Here is a 16,212-nt window from a genome sequence, read left to right as displayed (position 1 = left end):
GCCTCCGGCAAGCTGCAAAAGACCGCGCTGCGCGAAATGTTCAAGGGCCACCGGCTGCCCACCGATGTGCCCGAGGCATGATCCCAGGCCGCACCGCCCTGCCGCCCGCGCGCCCATCCCTTCAGAGACGACAGATTCAACCAGGAGACAAGGCAATGCAATCGAAAATTTCGCGGACAGGCCTCGGCGCGATGCTGCTCGCGGCCCTAGGGGCCACGGCCCATGCCCAGATCAGCGACGACGTGGTGCGCATCGGTGTGATGGCCGACCAGACCGGCCCCTACTCGGCCAATGGCGGGCCCGGATCGTTGCTGGCTGTGCGTATGGCGGTCGAGGACTTCGGCGGCAAGGTCCTGGGCAAGAACATCGAGGTGATCGTCGCCGACGACCAGAACAAGCCCGATGTCGGCCTGAACATTGCGCGCAAGTGGCTGGACGTCGAGAAGGTCGACACCATCGTCGGCGGCTCAGCCTCCTCGATCGCGCTCGGCGTGAGCACGCTGATGCGAGAGCGCAGCAAGCCTTACCTGATCGCCGGCACCGTGAGCGCGGAGCTCACCAACAAGTCGTGCACCCCGATGAACTTCCAGTTCCTCACCGACACCTACGCGCTGCCCAAGGCGGGCGTGCAGGCGCTCATGAAGCAGGGCATCAAGAGCTTCTATTTCATCACCGTGGACTACGCCTTCGGCCAGGCCTTCCAGGACGACGCGACCAAGTTCATCAATGCCGCCGGCGGCAAGGTGGTCGGCTCGGTCAAGCATCCGCTGGGCACCACCGACTTCTCCTCGTACCTGCTGCAGGCGCAGGCGAGTGGCGCGCAGGCGATCGTCATCCTCAACGCGGGCCTGGACCTGTCCAATGCCCTCAAGCAGGCGGCCGAGTACAAGCTGGCGCGCAGCGGCCAGGTCGTGTCGGTGTTCGGCATGACGATCAACAGCGTGAGCGCGATGGGCCTCGATGTCGCGCAGGGCCTGCAGCTGACAGTGCCCTTCTACTGGGACCGCGATGACGCATCCCGCGCCTGGTCGAAGCGTTTCATGGAGCGCTACAAGAGCGGCGTGCCGACGTACATCCACGCGGGTGCCTACAGCGCCACCACGCACTACTTGAATGCGGTCAAAGCCGCGGGGACCGACGACGGCGCCGCCGTGGCCGCCAAGATGCACCAGCTGCCGGTGAACGACTTCTTCTCGAAGGACGTCAAGGTCCGCGAGGACGGCCAGGTGCTGCGCCCGGTCTACGCGGTGCAGGTCAAGAAGCCTTCCGAGTCGAAGGGCAACTACGACTTCTATGCGATCCGTGCCGAAGTGCCGCCCGAACAGGCGTGGCGCCCGGCGAGCGACAGCGCCTGCGAGCTGCTCAAGGGCAAGTAGGCCGGCCCCGCTCTCTCCATGCCGCAGATCGACATCCTCCTCCCGCAGCGCGACCAGTTGGGCGAATGCCCGCTGTGGGACGTGCGCCGCCAGTGTCTGTACTGGATCGACGGCCGGCGGCAGCTGGTGCAGCGCCACCATCCCGCCACGGGCGCCGTTTCCGAATGGGCCGCGCCGCACCACATCGGCTCGATCGCGCTGTGCGAAAGCGGCCGCCTGCTGCTCGCGCTCGAGAGCGACTTCCATCTGCTGGACGTGGACACGGGCGTGCTCACGCGCGTGGGCGACGCGGTCACGCATCCGGCCGAGCGCATGCGGCTCAACGACGGCCGCGCCGACCGCAACGGCCGCTTCGTGGTCGGCTCGATGACGATGGGCCGGCACGAGCCCCTGGGCGAGCTCTACCAGTTCACGTCCGAAGGCCGGGTGAGCGTGCTTGACCGTGGTATCCAGCTCGCCAACGCGACCTGTTTCAGTCCCGACGGGCGGTGGCTCTATTTCGCCGACAGCATGACGCGCCAGGTGCGGCGCTATCCCTACGATCCGGCCACCGGCCGCGCGGGTGCGGCCGAGCTGCTCATAGACACCTCCGTCTATGGCTCGTCGCCCGACGGCGCCACGGTCGACGCCGACGGCCATCTCTGGGTCGCCCTGGTCCTGGCCGGGAAGCTCGCTCGTTTCAGGCCCGACGGCACGCTCGAACGCACGATCGATTTCGCGCCCGACGCCTACATCACCTGCCCGTGCTTCGGCGGACCGGAGCTCGACACCATCTTTCTCACCTCGATCAGCAACAGCGGCAACCTGCTGCGTTCGCAGAACCCCGACGCCGGCGCCGTGTTCGCGATTCGCGGCACCGGCGTGCGCGGCATCGAGGAAGCACGTTTCGACGACCGGCGCTTCAGCACGGCCGCGTCGTCCTTCCCCTCTTCCAGTTCCCAAAGGATTCCCGCATGAAGCGCTTCGAAGGCAAAGTCGCACTCGTCACGGGCGGTGCACGCGGCATCGGCCGCGGCATCGTCGAGCAGATGGCCCTGGAGGGCGCGATCGTGGGCATCCTCGACCGCGCCGAAGATCTTGCGCAGGAAGCGGCCGCCGCCATCGTCGCCAAGGGCGGCAGGGCCATGGCCTTCGGCGGCGACGTTGCCAAGCGCAGCAGCCTGAGCACCGCCGTCGAGGCCATGAAAGAGAAGCACGGCCGGTTCGACGTGCTTGTCAACAACGCGATCTGGGTGCGCTACGGCCCGATCAGCGACATCACACCGGACATGCTCGACCGCATGGTCGGCACCGGCTTCAACTCGATCGTCTGGGGCATCCAGGCCGCCGCTGCCGCCATGGAACCCGGCGGCAGCATCGTCAACATCGCATCGTCGGCCGCCTTTCTCGGTCTGCCCGACGGCATGCTGTATTGCGGCGTCAAGGCCGGCGTGCTGGGCCTGTCGCGCTCGGCCGCGGTCGACCTCGGCCCGCGCGGCATCCGCGTCAATTCGATCTGCCCGGGCTCGATCCCGACCGAAGGGGTCAAGATCAACGTCGACCCCGAGAAGGTCAAGGTGCGCATCGCCAAGACGCCGATGAAGCGGCTCGGCTCGGTCGAGGACATCGCCCGCGCCGCCTGCTTCCTGGCCTCTGACGAGAGCAGCTTCATTACCGGCGAGTCGCTGCTGGTCGATGGCGGCGTGACGCATGCCTTCCTCTGAGGCACCGATCCTCGAAGCGCGCAAGCTGAGCCGCGAGTTCCGCGGCTTCTTCGCGGTCAAGGACGTGGACCTGGCGGTGCGCCGGCATTCGGTCCATGCGCTGATCGGCCCCAACGGCGCCGGCAAGACGACCTGCTTCAACCTGCTCACCACATTCCTCACGCCGAGCTCCGGCCAGGTGTTCTTCAAGGGCAACGACATCTCACGCAGCGATCCGGCCAGCGTCGCGAATTCGGGGATGGTGCGCTCTTTCCAGATTTCGGCTGTCTTCGGACAGATGAGCGTGCTGGAAAACGTGCGCGTTGCGCTGCAGAAGAAGACCGGTGGCACCTTCGCGTTCTGGCGCAGCGTCGAAACGCTGCGCAGCCTGGACGCGCGTGCCATGGAACTGCTCGCGCGCGTGGGCCTGGAGCGCTGGCGCGATACGCCGGCGGCGGCGCTGCCCTACGGCCGCAAGCGGGCGCTCGAACTCGCCACCACCATCGCGCTGGAACCCGAGATGATCCTGCTCGACGAACCGATGGCCGGCCTGGGTCACGAGGACATCGGGCCGGTGATGGAACTGATCCGCGATGTCGCCAAAGGCCGCACCTTGCTCATGGTCGAACACAACATGAAGGTGATCGCCGAGTTGTGCGACCGCGTGACCGTGCTCCAGTCGGGCCAGGTGCTCGCCGAAGGCAGCTACGACGAAGTCTCGCGCGATCCGCGCGTGATCGAAGCCTATGTCGGGGGGGCCGACAATGAGTGACCCGATCGTGGCGAGCCCTGCGCGAGAGATGCTGCGCATCTCCGAGCTGCGTGCCTGGTACGGCGAGACGCTGGCGCTGCAATGCATTGATCTCGAAGTGCGCGAGGGAGAGATCGTGTGCCTGCTCGGTCGCAACGGCGCCGGCAAGACCACTACCTTGCGTGCCATCGTCGGCCTGATGGCGCGGCGCGAGGGAACCATCCACATCCAGGACCGGCCCACCGAAGGCCTGCCGCCGGAAGCCATCGCGCGCCTCGGCGTGGCCTATTGCCCCGAGGAGCGCGGCATCTTCGCCAGCCTGACGACCGAGGAGAACCTCCTGCTGCCGCCGGTGCTGCATGCCGGCGGCCTGTCGGTGCAGGAGATCTACCAGCTTTTTCCCAACCTGCAGGCGCGACGCTCCAGCCCGGGTACGCGACTGTCGGGCGGCGAGCAACAGATGCTGGCGATCGCCCGCATCCTGCGTACCGGCGCGCGCCTGCTCCTGCTCGACGAGCCGACCGAAGGGCTTGCGCCGGTCATCGTCGAGAAGATCGGCCAGACCATCCGCATGCTGCGCGAGCGCGGCTTCACGGTGCTCATGGTGGAGCAGAACTTCCGCTTCGCCTCCAAGTTCGGGGATCGCTTCTACGTCATCGAGGAAGGCCAGGTCGCCGGTCATTTCAGCCGCGCCGAACTGGCGAGCCGGCACGAAGAGGTCGAAGCCCTCGTGGGCCTCTGAGGCAAGCAGGAAAGCAATGGACTCCATCTTCGGCATCCCCACCGCGGCGATCGTCGGCCAACTCATGGTGGGACTCATCAACGGCGCCTTCTATGCGCTCATGAGCCTGGGCCTCTCGATCATCTTCGGCCTGCTGCACGTGGTGAACTTCGCCCACGGCGCGCAGTACATGCTGGGCGCTTTCGTCGCCTGGGCGCTGCTCGAGTACTTCGGGCTCGGCTACTGGTGGGCGCTGGTCATCGCGCCGCTCGCCGTGGCGGGCTTCGGCCTGGTATTCGAGCGGCTCCTATTGCGGCGCCTCTATTCGCTCGACCATGTCTATGCGCTGCTGCTGACCTTCGGCGTCGCCCTCCTGATGGAAGGCGGCTTCCGCCTGCAGTTCGGAGTCAGCGGCCAGCCCTATCCGAACCCGCTCACGGGCGGTCTCGACGTCGGCGTGACCTTTCTGCCGATGTACCGCGTGTGGGTCATCCTGGCCGCGCTCGCGATGTGCCTCGCGACCTGGTTCTTCATCGAGAAGACGAAGCTCGGCGCCTACCTCCGCGCAGCCAACGAGAACGCGCCGCTGGTTCGAACCTTCGGCATCAACGTGCCGCGCATGCTCATGCTCACCTACGGTCTCGGCGTCGGCCTGGCCGGCTTCAGCGGCGTCATGGCCGCCCCGATCTACCAGGTCAGCCCGCTCATGGGGTCGAACCTGATCATCGTCGTCTTCGCAGTGGTGGTGATCGGCGGCATGGGCTCGATCATCGGCTCCATCGTCACCGGTTTCGCGCTCGGCGCGATCGAAGGCCTGACCAAGCTGCTCTATCCCGACGGCGCTGGCGTCGTCATATTCGTCGTGATGATCCTGGTGCTCGCGGTGCGGCCCCACGGATTGTTCGGACGCGCCCAATGAGAAACATCGCACTGCTATGGACTTCCTGAGCCCTCGCGCCAACCTGATCCTGCTGCTGGCGGCGATCGCGCTCGTCTGCGCCGCGCCCTTCGTCGTGTATCCGCTCTTCCTCATGAAGCTGATGTGCTTCGCGCTGCTGGCGGCATCGGTCAACCTGCTTGTCGGCTATGTCGGCCTGCTCTCGTTCGGCCACGCCATGTTCTACGGCTCGGCGGGCTACATCACGGCCCACGCGGTCAAGGTGTGGGGTTGCGACGCCGTGACCGGCATCCTTGCGGGCGTCGTCGTGGCGGCGGGCATCGGCTTCGTCACGGGCCTCCTGGCCATCCGTCGCCAGGGCATCTACTTCTCGATGATCACGCTGGCCTTCGCGCAACTGGTCTACTTCTTCGCGCTGCGCATGCCCTTCACCGGCGGCGAGGACGGCATCCAGGACGTACCGCGGCCCAGCGTGCTGGGCCTCTTCTCGCTGCACAACACGATGGTGCTGTACTACTTCGTCGCGCTGCTCGTGGGTCTGGGCTTCTGGCTGATCTACCGGCTCGTGCATTCGCCCTTCGGCCAGGTGCTGCGTGCCATCCGCGACAACGAGCCGCGCGCGCAGTCACTGGGCTACCGCGTGCTGCGCTACAAGCTGCTCGCCTTCGTGCTGTCGGCTGCGCTGGGCGGTCTCGCCGGCTCGCTGAAGGTGCTCGTGTTCCAGTTGGCGAGCCTGACAGACGTGCACTGGGCGACCTCCGGCGAGGCGCTCCTGATCTGCATCGTCGGCGGCATGCAGACTCTGATGGGTCCGGCGCTCGGCGCGCTGGTCATCGTGACGATGGAGAACTACCTGGCGTCGTTCGCCGAATGGGTTCTCATCATCCAGGGCTTCGTCTTCGTGCTGGTGGTGATGCTGTTCCGCAAGGGCATCGCCGGCCAGTTCTACGCCTGGCTGGGCGCGCGCCGGGAGCGCCGGACACAGAAGCCGGCCTACACCTGATCGCAACGGAGCTGCCATGGATCCCCAACGACCCCCCGGCATCGGCGCCAGCGCCGCCATGCCCGCTGGAGCTTATGCACCTTATGACCTGCCGGCGCAGCTGCCGGCGACGCCCGGCCTGCTCTCCGGCCGACTGGCGCTCGTCACCGGCGCCGCCAGCGGCATCGGGCGTGCGATCGCCGTCGCGTTCGCGAACGCGGGCGCGCGCGTGGTCGTCACCGATCTCGACGTCGAGCGTTGCAGCGAAACACTGGCCGAGGTGCGAGCCGCCGGCATCGACGGCTGGGCCCATGCCCTCGATGTGACCGACCCAGCCGCCTGTGCCGCGCTGGCAGCCACGGTGGCGGCCGAGGCGGGCGAAGTCGACACCCTGGTCAACAACGCCGGCATCCTGATCCGGGAAGGCATCGACAGCCCGCGCGCGCACGAGAACATGCGCCGCACGGTCGACGTCAACCTGTTCGGCACCTTCAACGCGGTGCACGCCTTCCTGCCCGCGTTGCGCGCCACGCGCGGATGCATCATCAACATCGCCTCGGGCGCTGCCTTCATCGCGCAGGGTAACTGCCTGGGGTATTCGCCCTCCAAGGGCGCGGTGAAGATGTTGACGCAGACGCTGGCGCTCGACCTCGCGCCCGACGGCATCCGCGTCAACGCGCTGGCACCCGGCGTGATCGAGACGCCCATGACCAGCGTCACGCGCGCCGACCCGCAACGCCTGGCGCGCTTTCTCGCGCTCATGCCCGCGGGCCGCCTGGGCCAGCCGCGCGAGCTGGCCGGGCCGGCCCTGTTCCTGGCCTCGGACCTCGCCTCCTTCGTGACCGGCGTGACCTTGCCGGTGGATGGCGGACGGCTGGCGGTATGAGGTGCCGCGGATGAGAACAATCGTCACAGGGGCCGCGCGCGGCATCGGTCGTGCCATTGCCTTGCGGCTGGCACGCGATGCTCAGGGCGCGGGCGGCGCGCGCCTCACGCTCGCGGACGTGCATGCGGATGAACTGCATGCGCTTGCCGGCGAGCTCGCTGCGCTCGGCGCCCACGTTCGCGTGGTGYCCGGCGATCTCGCCGACCCCGACTTTCCGGCCCGGTTGGTGGCCGAGGCGCTCGAAGCCCACGGCGGCCTCGACGGGCTGGTGAGCAACGCCGGCTTCGCCGTCCCGGGCGCGCTCGTCGACTACCCGCCCGATACCTGGGACCGGGTGTTCGCGGTCAATACGCGCGCCCCCTTCCTGCTCGGCCGGGCGGCCCATGCGGCGCTGCGCCAATCACGCGGCGCGATGGTCGTCGTCACCTCCATCTCCGGCACCCATCCGACCTCCCCGCTCGGCGCCTACAGCCCGAGCAAGGCGGCAACGCTGATGCTGGTGCGGCAGATGGCCGGAGAATGGGGACCGGACGGCATTCGCGTCAACGCGCTCTCTCCGGGACTAGTACTCACGCCCGGAACGTCGGCGGCCTATGCCGATCCGCAGGCCCGTGCAACGCGGGCGCAGCGCATACCGCTGCGGCGAATGGCGGAGCCGGAGGACATGGCCTCGGTCGTCAGCTTCCTGCTGGGGCCGGATGCGGCTTATGTCACGGGCGCGGAACTGCTGGCAGACGGAGGGCTCGCGCAAACGTTGATGAGCTCGCTGCCGATGGCCGGGTGGCAAGCCCGGATCACGCCGGCGTCGGGCACCTGAAGGCGCAGCTCGCAGGCCGCGCCGTCAGCGCGCGCCGGCGCTGACGCTGGCGGACAACGCATACCAGGGGTCGTCGGGCTTGAGCGCTCCAATCGGCTGGCGCACGCCGAAGCGTTCGGCTTCGCTCGCGCTCGCGCCGGCGGAAGGCTGCACCCAATCGTAGGTCACGACGCGCGCGGCCACGCGCCATTCGCCGTCACGGCGCTCGAAGCGATCGACGTAGCGGCCGCACAGCAGCGTGTCGCGCGCCTGGCCTTCGGGGGTGGTGTCAGCCTGCAGCGCGAGGAAATAGCTCTCGACCGCGGCCACCGCCCCCTTCAGCTCGATCGCGATGTTGCCGACCATGTGCACGTTGCGACCGCCCATCGACAACTTGGCGATGGCGAGATCGATGAAGCCGCTGGCCGGCCCCTGGTAGGCGCCATGGCGGTCGGTGGCGTCGGGCCAGTACGAAGAGCGCAGCGCCGCTTCGTCGCAGCGGTCGATGCCTCTGCAATAGCGGTAGAGGCAGTCACGGATCGCCTCGCGATCCGCGAGCGTGGCGAGCTGCGCCAATCGCTTCTCGAGCGCGGCGATCCGGTCGGCGTCGGACTCAGTGAGCATGTTCTTCCATCTTGCGGGTGTCGACGTGCGCATCCTCGGCCTCGCGCAGCGTGATCACCGCGTCCAGGCAGGCGGCGCCTTGCGTGCGAATCACCAACGGATTGATGTCGACGCTCTCGATGACGTCGGCGTGTGCCAGCGCGAAATCCGACAGGCGCGTCAGCGCTTCGATCAGAGCGCCTTCGTCGTACTGCGGGCCGCCACGCCAGCCGTGCAGCAGTCGCGTGGAGCGCACGCGCCCGACCAGCTCGCGCGCGCGCTCGGCAGTCAGCGGCGCCGAGGCGAAAGCCACGTCCTGGAACAGCTCAACGGCCGTGCCGCCCGAGCCGTACATCAGCATCGGGCCGAAGGTCGGGTCGCGATGGATGCCGAGAATCACTTCGACGCCGCCCTTGAGCATCGGCGCGACAAGCACGCCTTCGATGCGTGCATCGGGACGCGCGCGCGCCGCGCGGGCGAGGAGTTCGTCGTGGGCAGCCCTCACGGCTTCGGCATCCTGCAGGTTCAGTATCACGCCGCCGATCTCGGTCTTGTGCGGGATGTCCGGCGAGACGATCTTCGCCACCACGGGTAAGCCCATGGCCTGCGCGGCTGCCGCCGATTCGGAGGCCGATGTGCACAAGCGTTCGGGCAGCACCGGCAGCCCGGCCGCGGCCAGCGCGCGCTTGGCGCCGTCCTCGCTGCCGACATCGCCGAGGGCCCTCGCCACGGCATCCGCGGGATTCGCGGTGGCGGGTCGGTACAGCGACGTGCGCCGGCGTGCCAGCGTGGCAAGCGCGGCCACGGCACGCACCGCGCGCGAGGGATCCTCGAAGACGACGAGGCCTTCGGCCTCGAGCGCGCGATTCACCTCCGGCTTCGACAACATGATCACGACGTTCATTCGGTCCGGATGGCGCCGCTTCACTTCGATGAGTTCGTCCTGCGTGCTCGCGAAGCGTTCCGGCGACAGGCCGACATGCGCGAGGTAGGCGAACACAGTGCCCCAGTTCGTGTGGGCGAGCATGGCGTCGACCGTACGCGACACGCCCTGCGGCACCGACGTCACCTGGGCCGTCATGTCGAGCGGATTGTTGGCGACCGCGAAAGGCAGCAGTTCGAGCGCCGCCTTCCGGCCCGAAGGCGGCAGCGGTGGCAATTGCAGGCCGCGCTCACCGGCCTCGTCGGCCATCAGCACGCCGATGCCGCCCGAGCCGGTGACGATGCCGACATCGGCGTTGGCCGGCAGCGCACCATGCACCGAGTAGGCGTAAGCGATGTCGAGCATTTCCTCGATCGACTGCGGTCGGTAGGCGCCGCACTCCGTGAACACGGTGTCGTACACCACGTCGTTGCCCGCCAGCGAACCGGTGTGTGTCGACGCTGCCGCCGCGCCGACTTCGGTTCTGCCCACCTTCATGATGAGCACCGGCTTGCCCGCGTCGGCGGCCTTGAGCAGCGCGCGGCGCAGGCGCTCTCCGTCGCGGCAGGATTCGAGCGCGGCGCAGATGATGCGCGTCTCGGGGTCGTCCACCAGATAGTCGATGCACTCGGAGACATCGACATCGGCCTCGTTGCCCGTCGCAACGATCTTGCTGAAACCAAGGCCGCGCAGCGACGCCATGCCGTAGGTGGCCGAGCCAAAGGCGCCGCTTTGGGTGGCGAGCGCAATCGGGCCGGGCTGCGGCTTGAGGCCGTTGAGCGCGGTCGAGAAGGTCGAGAAGAAGCGCATCGGCACGTTCAGCAGGCCGAGCGAATTGGGGCCGAGCAGGCGGACGCCGGCATCGCGGCAGAGCCCGGCGATGCGTGCCTGCAGATCGCGGCCGGCCGCGTCGATCTCGGCGAAGCCCGCCGTCATGATCTGGATCGCCTTCACGCCCTTGGCGATACTGTCGCGCACCGCGGCCTCGACACCGGCCGCCGGCACGCAGATCACCGCCTGGTCGACCGAATGCGGGATGTCGCGCACGCTGGCGAACGCCGGCAGGCCCTGGATGGTCGTACCGCTCTTGTTGACGGGATAGATCGGCGGCTCGAAGCCGCCCTCGAGCATGAAGCGCAGCGGGCGTCCGCCGATGCGCTCGGGGTCGGAGGAGGCGCCGATCAGCGCGACCGAAGCGGGATGGAAGAGCGGATGGAGAGGATGCATGTTCGAAGGCTCCTCAATGCCGGATGGGCGCGGCCAGCCGGTCGAGATGCGCGAAGCGGTCGCCCCACAGCAGGCTGCACGACAAGGCATACATCGCGAGGCGAGCCGCCGGCAGCTCGCGCGACATCCCGATGCCGCCGTGCAGCTGGATGCAGGATTCGGCCGCCTGGCGCGCGGTGGTCGCGAGATAGAGCTTGACCAGCGAGTCCTGGCGCGCATCCGCATCGCCGGCCTCCAGCGCCAGCACGCGCTTTCGCACCATGCCGCGCACGTTCTCGTAGGCCACGTACATGTCGACGGTGCGGTGGCGCAGCGCCTGGAACGTGCCGAGCGCGACCCCGAACTGCTGGCGCATGTTCAGGTATTCGATCGTCTGCTCGACCATGGCGCCGATCGCGCCGACTATCTGCGCGCAGCTCACCAGCGCACCGACGGCCAGCGCATGCGCAGTGGCGGCGCGGGCCGTATCGCCGCGGGCGAGCACCGCCCCAGGGGCAATGCGAACGCCGGAGAGTTCGATGTCGGCCGTCTGCCGCGCGTCGATGCCGAGCCAGGCGCTCGCATGGCCGGGCAGCGCCTCGCGCGGAGCCAGGAGAAGCAGTTCCTCGCCGTCGCCAGTGCGTGCCAGGAAGACCAGGTGCGTGGCCGGCTCCGTTAAATCGACACCACGCAGGCAGCCGGTCAGCACGACACCGTCGCTATCGACCGTGGCGAGCGGCACGCCGGCCGTGTCTTCGTCCAGCACCGGGCAGACCGAGGCCTCACCCGCCGCCAGTGCCGGCAGCAGCGCCGCGGCAGCCGGCTGGTCGGCCAGCGCGCCCAGCAGGGCGGGCACGACGCCGCAGCGCGCGACCAGCGGCGCGGGCAGCCCATATCGGCCGGCCGCTTCGGCGATGGCAGCCACGTCGGCCAGCGAAGCGCCGGCGCCGCCATGGTCTTCCGGCACGAGCACGGCCTGCCAGCCGAGCGAAAGAAACTGCTGCCAGGCGGCGCTGGCCTTGTGCGATTCGAAGGTCTCGGTGACGGGCGCGGCCGCGGCCACGCGCAATGTGGTGTCGTACAGGTCGCCCGGAAACATCGGCGAGGCATGGAATGGCATGGGATCAGGCTCCGAAAATATCGCGTGCGATGACGTTCTTCTGGACCTCGCTCGTGCCGCCGGCGATGGTGCGCGATCGGTAGAACAGGTAGGTGTGGACCAGTTGCCGCAGCGGCTCAGCATCGTCGCCATCGGGTGCGACCGTGTCCACCAGGCGGGCCGCGTACTGCGGGCCTGCGATGTCGAGCGCGATGCCGACGATCTGCTGCGACAGCTCCGAGCAGAAGAGCTTGAGCGCCGACGACTTGGATGACGCGAGCGTGCCCTGCATCTCTTCCTGGATGGCCGACAACAGCATCTCGCGCGCACCCATCACGCCGGCCTGCGCGAGGTAGAGCCGCTCGAGCAGTACATGCTGGCTGGCTTGCGAACCCTTGCCTGCGACGCCGCGCTCGCGCAGCAATGCCTCGACCTGGTCCGCGAGGCGCGCGAGCCGCGGCACGGTGGCCGGCGAGAGCCGCTCGCGGTCGAGCAGGAACTTGGCGCACTTCCAGCCGCCGCCCTCCTCGCCCATCAGGTTGGCGCAAGGCACGCGCACGTCGTTGAAGAACACCTCGTTGACATGGTGCCAATGGTCGATGGTGGGAATGGGCCGCACCTCGATACCGGGTGAGTTCATGGGCACCAGCAACAACGAGATGCCGGCCTGCTTGCGGCCTTCGGTGGAGGTGCGCACGAGCGTGTACATCATGTCCGCCTCCTGCGCGTGCGAGGTCCAGATCTTCTGCCCGTTGATCACGTAGTGGTCGCCATCGCGCACGGCGGAGGTCTTCAGCGACGCGAGGTCGGAGCCCGCACCGGGCTCCGAGTAGCCCTGGCACCACCATTCGGTGCCGTCGAGGATGCGGGGCAGGTAGCGCTCCTTCTGTGCCTCGGTGCCGAAATGCATGATCACCGGCCCGATGTGGCCCAGGCCATGGTGGTATTGCGGCGGGCAGTCGGCCTCGGCCGTGACCTCCTCGAACAGGTAGCGCTGCTGCAAGTCCCAGCCGGTGCCGCCGTAGGCGACGGGCCAGTTGGGCGCGGCCCAGCCACGCGCATGGAGCTTCTTCTGCCACGCACTGTATTCCTTGCGCGTGACTTTCTGGTTGTTGCGCACCACGGCCTTCAGCGCCTCGGGGCATTCGCGCTCGGCGAAGTCGCGCAGCTCGGCGCGAAAGGCGGCGTAGGGATCCGCGCTGGCTGTCGGAGTGGAGTGGGTGTCTTGACTCGTCATGTCGGTGAAGGCTTCAGTGAAAGCTGCGTCCGCCATCGACGGCCAGCACAATGCCGGTCACGAAGGAGGACTCGCGTGAACTCAGGTACAGCGCGGCATACGCCATCTCGATCGGCTCGCCGATGCGCTTGAGCGCGTAGCGCGGGCCGACCTGCTCGCGCAGCACCTCGGCGCTGTAGCCCTGGCGGACCATGGGCGTGTCGACCGCGCCGGGGCAGATGGTGTTGGCGCGGATCGGCGCCCATTCGAGCGCCAGCGTCTTGGTCAGCGAAATGACGCCGGCCTTCGATGCCGCATAGGCGCCGCGCCGGGCGAAGGGTTGCAGGCCCTGGCCCGACGAAAAATTGACGATGGTCGCGTCGTTCGACGCACGCAGGTGCCTTTCCGCCGCGGCGCACACCAGGAAGCTGCCGGTCAGATTGACGTCGATCACGCGGCGCCAGTCGACCACGCTCAGCTCCGCGAGCAGGTCGGTGTTGGCGATGCCGGCCGCGTTGACGACACCRTCGAGACCGCCGAAGGCGGCCGACGCCGCATCGACCGCGCGGCGGACCGCGGCTTCGTCCGACACGTCGAGCTCGAACGACAACGCGTCGGCCTGCGGCAGCGCGGCGACGGGCTGGCGATCGGCCAGCGCCACACGCGCGCCCTCGGCGGCGAACAGCTCGGCGATCGCGGCGCCAATGCCCGACGCGGCGCCGGTGATGAAGATGCGCCTGCCTGCCAGGCGGGGCGCGCGAAGGTCGACGACGCGTGAGACGGTGGTCTGCATCTTGTTCAGTCGAGTTCGATGTGGCGCTGGCGGATCACGGGAGCCCAGCGGTCTGTCTCTCCCTGCAGGTAGGCCGCGAACTCAGCTGGCGTCTGCAGGCGCGGCTCGCCGCCGACCTTGTCGATGCCTTCGCGCACGGCCGGGGTTTCGAGCACGGCGCGCAGGTCGGCATAGATGCGCTGCTGCAGCGCGGGTGGGGTCTTGGAAGGCAGGAAGAAGCCGAACCACCCGCCCCCGGCGAAGCTGGCGAGCTCCGGCACGCCGGACTTGGCGATCGGCACTAGCTGCGGCGCGCGTGCAATCGGTTCCCGGCTCCCCACGCCCAGCACTTTCATGCGCCCAGCCTCGACATAAGCGAGTGAACCGGGAGAGTCGAACATCGCTTCGACCTGCCCGCCCATCAGATCGTTGAGCGCCGGCGCGTTGCCGCGATAGGGCACATGGACAATGGGTACGCCCACCATCGACGCCAGCATCTCCGCGCCGATGTGCGGGCTCGATCCGTTGCCTGACGATGCGAAGGTCACCTTGCCCGGGTTGCGCCGCATGTAGGCCACGAACTCCTGCATGTTGTTGGCTGGCACCTTCGTCGAGACGAACAGCAGGCTGGGTGCGTCGGCCACGATCGTCACCGGCACCAGCGCCTTCGGGTCGTAGGGCAGGTTCTTCATCATCAGCGGATTGGCCGTGTAGCCGAAGCCGGTGAGCAGCAGCGTGTAGCCGTCGCCGGCCGCTCTCGCCACCAGCGCGGTGCCGATGGTGGTGCCGCCACCGTTGCGGTTGTCGACCACGACCGGCTGGCCCCATCGCGCGGAAAGCGCCGGTCCGATGACCCGCGCCAGCTGATCGGTGAAGCCACCGGCGGCGTAGGGCACGACGATGGTGACCGGCTTGTCCGGAAAGGCCTGGGCAGGCCCCTGCGCGTGACCCGGTGCCGCCAGCATGGCCAGGCTGGACATGAGTGCGGTGATCAGGTTCCTGAAAGTCGACATGGCGGTGCGTCCGGTGCTGCTCTTGCAGAAAGTTTACTTTACGGCCGGTAAGTAAACGAGGCGGGTTTACCCGCAAGGAACGCACAAAGCCGCGCTACTTCTTGAGGGGTGGTTTGCCAGCGGCGCGCAGGCCGTTAAATGCCATGTCGAGGTATTGGTCGATCACTTGCCGGGTGCTCAGGCGCCCCCCTGGCGAATGCCACCGAGAGATGTGGTTGAGCATCGACAGCAGCATCCGGCCGGCCATGGCCGGGTCGACCGGGCGGAACTGGCCCTGCTCGATCGCTTCCGTGATGCAGCGACGCAGCAAATGCTCGTATTCATCGCGCAGGTGGACCGCGGCGCCGCGTGGGTCGACATCGCTGCCCGACCAGAAGGCGTTGGACCCTGCGATCCATGAATTGCGGCTGCGGTCGAGGAAGTCGGCCGACGACAGCATGAAGATGCGCACTTTCTCGGCCGGCGTTTGGCCGGCTGCCACCGCCTGGCCGACCGAATCGACCAGTGCCTGCATCGACTCGACCACGATGCGCTCGTAAAGAGCTTCCTTGTGGGGGAAGTGGTAGTAGAGCGCCGCCTTGGTGATCTGGGCCTCTTCGGCGATGTCGCGCAGCGACGTGCCCTCATAGCCCTTGCGTGCGAAAAGCCGGATCGCGATATCGATCAGTTGCTCCAGCCGCGCGTCCGATCGGCTTCTGACGACGTGTACGCGGCCTTTGCCTCGGGTTCGGTCAGTGACGGTCTCGTTCGGTGGCGATGACATGGGCGCAGGGGTCCTTTCAATGTGGATGATGGCGAGGCGCCTTGGTCAGGCGCCGCAGGCCCGCGACCCCAGGGCCGATGATGATATCAGCCGGGTTCAGGGTCGCGAACGGCCACCGCAGCATCATCCGCCCTTCAGCGCCCGACGTAGACCGGCTCGCGTTTCTCGAGGAAAGCACGCTGCGCCTCCTTCGAGTCCTCGGTCTTCGAGAGCGCCACGGTGTTGCCCTGCTCGTAGCGGTAAGCGTCGCGCATCGGCATCACCTGCGTCATGCGCGCGGCCTCCTTGGCGAGCCGCAATGCGATCGGGCTTTTCGACGCCATCTCGCGCGCAATCTCCATCGCGTACGGCATGAGTTGGTCGGCCGGCAGGCAGGCCTCGATCAGGCCCAGGCGATACAACTCCTGCGCGCTCACCTTCATGCCCGTGTAGAACATGCGGCGCGCGCGCGAGCGGCCGAACACGTCCTGCAGGAAGGTCACGCCGCCGGCCAGACCGACATTGATCTCCGGCATCGACACATAGG

At 68.0% G+C, this 16,212-nt stretch carries 17 protein-coding genes; 9 read left to right on the top strand and 8 right to left on the bottom strand.

What is annotated here, in order from left to right:
• The first annotated feature begins 155 nt into the window (after positions 1-155).
• Genes AC1DY5_RS15440 through AC1DY5_RS15400 form a run of 9 tightly spaced genes read left to right on the top strand, consistent with a single transcriptional unit; the run spans position 156 to position 8,113 of the window.
• Positions 156-1,376: an ABC transporter substrate-binding protein gene (locus tag AC1DY5_RS15440; RefSeq protein WP_478112624.1), complete on the top strand. Its 1,221-nt coding sequence runs from the start codon at positions 156-158 to the stop codon at positions 1,374-1,376.
• Between the two features lie 18 nt (positions 1,377-1,394).
• The gene (locus AC1DY5_RS15435; RefSeq protein WP_478112622.1) at positions 1,395-2,333 is read left to right on the top strand and encodes an SMP-30/gluconolactonase/LRE family protein; all 939 of its coding nucleotides are present in this window, start codon (positions 1,395-1,397) and stop codon (positions 2,331-2,333) included.
• On the top strand, positions 2,330-3,079 hold the full coding sequence (locus AC1DY5_RS15430) for an SDR family NAD(P)-dependent oxidoreductase (protein WP_478112620.1): 750 nt from the start codon (positions 2,330-2,332) through the stop codon (positions 3,077-3,079). Before AC1DY5_RS15435 ends, AC1DY5_RS15430 begins: the two co-directional genes overlap by 4 nt.
• Positions 3,066-3,830: an ABC transporter ATP-binding protein gene (locus AC1DY5_RS15425; protein WP_478112618.1), complete on the top strand. Its 765-nt coding sequence runs from the start codon at positions 3,066-3,068 to the stop codon at positions 3,828-3,830. Before AC1DY5_RS15430 ends, AC1DY5_RS15425 begins: the two co-directional genes overlap by 14 nt.
• Positions 3,823-4,551, top strand: a complete 729-nt coding sequence (locus AC1DY5_RS15420) for an ABC transporter ATP-binding protein (protein ID WP_478112616.1) — start codon at positions 3,823-3,825, stop codon at positions 4,549-4,551. Before AC1DY5_RS15425 ends, AC1DY5_RS15420 begins: the two co-directional genes overlap by 8 nt.
• Before the next feature lie 16 nt (positions 4,552-4,567).
• Entirely contained in the window at positions 4,568-5,449 is an 882-nt protein-coding gene (locus AC1DY5_RS15415; protein WP_478112614.1) for a branched-chain amino acid ABC transporter permease, read from the top strand.
• Positions 5,450-5,465: 16 nt separating this feature from the next.
• Positions 5,466-6,431: a branched-chain amino acid ABC transporter permease gene (locus AC1DY5_RS15410; protein ID WP_478112612.1), complete on the top strand. Its 966-nt coding sequence runs from the start codon at positions 5,466-5,468 to the stop codon at positions 6,429-6,431.
• Positions 6,432-6,489: 58 nt separating this feature from the next.
• Positions 6,490-7,296: an SDR family NAD(P)-dependent oxidoreductase gene (locus tag AC1DY5_RS15405; RefSeq protein WP_478112626.1), complete on the top strand. Its 807-nt coding sequence runs from the start codon at positions 6,490-6,492 to the stop codon at positions 7,294-7,296.
• Between the two features lie 10 nt (positions 7,297-7,306).
• The gene (locus AC1DY5_RS15400) at positions 7,307-8,113 is read left to right on the top strand and encodes an SDR family NAD(P)-dependent oxidoreductase (protein ID WP_478112610.1); all 807 of its coding nucleotides are present in this window, start codon (positions 7,307-7,309) and stop codon (positions 8,111-8,113) included.
• Positions 8,114-8,137: 24 nt separating this feature from the next.
• Here the strand turns inward: AC1DY5_RS15400 and AC1DY5_RS15395 are convergent, their stop codons facing one another.
• The 8 genes from AC1DY5_RS15395 to AC1DY5_RS15360 form a co-directional block, all read right to left on the bottom strand.
• Complete coding sequence (locus AC1DY5_RS15395; protein ID WP_478112608.1) at positions 8,138-8,716, bottom strand: nuclear transport factor 2 family protein; 579 nt, start codon at positions 8,714-8,716, stop codon at positions 8,138-8,140.
• Positions 8,706-10,844, bottom strand: coding sequence for an acetate--CoA ligase family protein (locus AC1DY5_RS15390; RefSeq protein WP_478112606.1), 2,139 nt, complete (start codon positions 10,842-10,844; stop codon positions 8,706-8,708). The genes AC1DY5_RS15395 and AC1DY5_RS15390 overlap by 11 nt, the downstream gene beginning before the upstream one ends.
• 13 nt (positions 10,845-10,857) lie before the next feature.
• On the bottom strand, positions 10,858-11,943 hold the full coding sequence (locus AC1DY5_RS15385; RefSeq protein ID WP_478112604.1) for an acyl-CoA dehydrogenase family protein: 1,086 nt from the start codon (positions 11,941-11,943) through the stop codon (positions 10,858-10,860).
• Between the two features lie 4 nt (positions 11,944-11,947).
• Positions 11,948-13,159, bottom strand: coding sequence for an acyl-CoA dehydrogenase family protein (locus AC1DY5_RS15380; RefSeq protein WP_478112602.1), 1,212 nt, complete (start codon positions 13,157-13,159; stop codon positions 11,948-11,950).
• A gap of 13 nt (positions 13,160-13,172) precedes the next feature.
• Positions 13,173-13,931 carry an SDR family NAD(P)-dependent oxidoreductase gene (locus AC1DY5_RS15375; RefSeq protein ID WP_478112600.1) on the bottom strand — a complete coding sequence of 253 codons (759 nt, stop codon included), beginning with the start codon at positions 13,929-13,931 and terminating at the stop codon, positions 13,173-13,175.
• Positions 13,932-13,936: 5 nt separating this feature from the next.
• Positions 13,937-14,923 carry a Bug family tripartite tricarboxylate transporter substrate binding protein gene (locus AC1DY5_RS15370; protein WP_478112598.1) on the bottom strand — a complete coding sequence of 329 codons (987 nt, stop codon included), beginning with the start codon at positions 14,921-14,923 and terminating at the stop codon, positions 13,937-13,939.
• Between the two features lie 94 nt (positions 14,924-15,017).
• Positions 15,018-15,686, bottom strand: a complete 669-nt coding sequence (locus tag AC1DY5_RS15365) for a TetR/AcrR family transcriptional regulator (protein WP_478112596.1) — start codon at positions 15,684-15,686, stop codon at positions 15,018-15,020.
• A gap of 134 nt (positions 15,687-15,820) precedes the next feature.
• The coding region (locus AC1DY5_RS15360; protein ID WP_478112594.1) for an enoyl-CoA hydratase-related protein at positions 15,821-16,212 on the bottom strand (392 nt) is incomplete at its 5' end.

This window comes from Variovorax sp. P4_D9, assembly GCF_056401695.1.
This window is presented reverse-complemented; position numbering and strand designations above follow the sequence as displayed.